Annotated in this window: 3 protein-coding genes, 1 pseudogene and 1 other annotated feature; of the genes and pseudogenes, 1 reads left to right on the forward strand and 3 read right to left on the reverse strand. The window is 47.6% G+C overall.

Annotation, left to right across the window (positions count from 1 at the left end; genetic code table 11):
* Both ABF86_RS12210 and ABF86_RS12215 read right to left on the reverse strand, forming a co-directional pair.
* A pseudogene (locus ABF86_RS12210) lies at positions 1-441 on the reverse strand (transposase); the annotation flags it as partial.
* Positions 47-163: a sequence feature (AL1L pseudoknot), on the reverse strand. (Overlaps the previous pseudogene by 117 nt.)
* Before the next feature lie 133 nt (positions 442-574).
* The gene (locus tag ABF86_RS12215) at positions 575-787 is read right to left on the reverse strand and encodes a transposase (protein ID WP_074456519.1); all 213 of its coding nucleotides are present in this window, start codon (positions 785-787) and stop codon (positions 575-577) included.
* Between the two features lie 174 nt (positions 788-961).
* Here ABF86_RS12215 and ABF86_RS13145 point away from each other — a divergent pair, with 174 nt between their 5' ends.
* A complete protein-coding gene (locus ABF86_RS13145) occupies positions 962-1,090 on the forward strand; it encodes a hypothetical protein (protein WP_256201608.1) in 129 nt (42 codons plus the stop codon).
* A 194-nt stretch (positions 1,091-1,284) separates the two neighbouring features.
* Here ABF86_RS13145 and ABF86_RS12220 read toward each other — a convergent pair.
* Positions 1,285-1,480 (reverse strand): transposase (locus ABF86_RS12220; RefSeq protein ID WP_160803651.1); only part of this gene is annotated, 196 nt, incomplete at its 5' end.

A 1,480-nucleotide genomic window follows, 5' to 3' on the forward strand; every position in this document is an offset into this window, starting at 1 on the left:
GCAAAGCCGGATTACGCTGTTGCGCGGAATATCGCCGATACCCTGATGGGGCGACCTGCAAAACCTTGCAGATCGGCTCGACCCCATGGGCGTCGCGGTACTGGTCGATGAACGATCTCAGGATTTGAGTTTGCGGTCGAGCTCCGCCTGAGCGAAAAAAGCACTGGCCAGCTTCAGAATCTCATTCGCCTTGCGCAATTCCTTTACTTCGCGTTCCAGGGCTTTGATGCGGTCGCGCTCTTCACTGGTCACACCGTCTCGCAAGCCGGTATCAGTCTCGTGTTTGCGCACCCATTCAAGCAATGTGTGGGCTGAACAGCCGATCTTCGGCGCAATGGATTCAATCGTCGACCACAGCGAGGGATACTCACTGCGGTGTTCCTGCACCAGACGGACTGCGCGCGCTCTTACTTCGGGGGAATATTTATTTGATTTGTTCATGGCTCCATCTTCTCAGATAGTGGAGCCTCCTCAAAACCCGGGGCGGTTCACATTTCAGTTGCCCAGCAAAGAAGGCTGACGCCTTTCTTAAGATATCGACATCCATCTTCAATTGCCGGTTTTACTGCTCAAGCTAGCGGATAAGTTGTTGTTCGGCAGTGAGCGGATTGCCGATGCCAGAATTCTCACTTTGTTCTGATTCATATTGAGTCACCCTGCGACGGATGGTGCTCTGGCCGATGCTCATGCTTTCACTGACGTGGAATATGCTCAGCCCCTGTTTCTTAATCATATGTACGATTTCTAGTTTGAAGCTGGTATCAAATTGCTTGCATTTCCTTTTCATTTAAAACTCATCGGGTGGTGGATTCTCCACCTATCGATGTGTCCGGACAAATTAGACCACTACAATATTTTTGGTTGATTACATCCTCTTTGTTGATTTGAATCAACAAAGAGGATGTAAATTTAGTTCATCATTGTTTCGTTTCTAATTCATACAATAAAGGGGTTACGAAAAATGAGTACAGTGGAAAAAGGCAGCGATACTGACACCACCAAGAACATGATATTTGCCAGTGTATTTTTATTGGTACTATTAGCTGGATTAGTCGCACTAGCTGTGCATCTCACGCCTGTTGTGAACTAACTTTCTGAAAGCAGCACAGCTGCTATTTGCTACTATGCTGTAAGCTTTTACGCTGTCCTCACTGGTTTTTCTTCGGTGGGGATAGCTCGAAATAAGAATGACTTATTCTGTAGTAACCCCATCTTAATCTACCCCACTTTCAATTATTAGTTGGTTCTGTTGCTTTTAGTAACTTGGAATCGCTCAGAGTCTGTTCAAAGTCTTTTGAGTAGAACGGCCAGGAAGGCCAGGTGAATAAACTGCAAGCTGGTGTTGGGTAAGCGCTCACAGTTCTTCCACAGCCGTCGATTCTTCTCCAACCAGGCAAAGCTGCGTTCCACCACCCAACGCTTGGGGATAACGGCGAAGGTATGCAACTCACTGCGCTTGGCGATCTGAACCGCGACAGTC

Origin of the sequence: Nitrosomonas sp. GH22 (genome assembly GCF_009833115.1) — a bacterium.
Classification (GTDB): Bacteria; Pseudomonadota; Gammaproteobacteria; order Burkholderiales; family Nitrosomonadaceae; genus Nitrosomonas; species Nitrosomonas eutropha.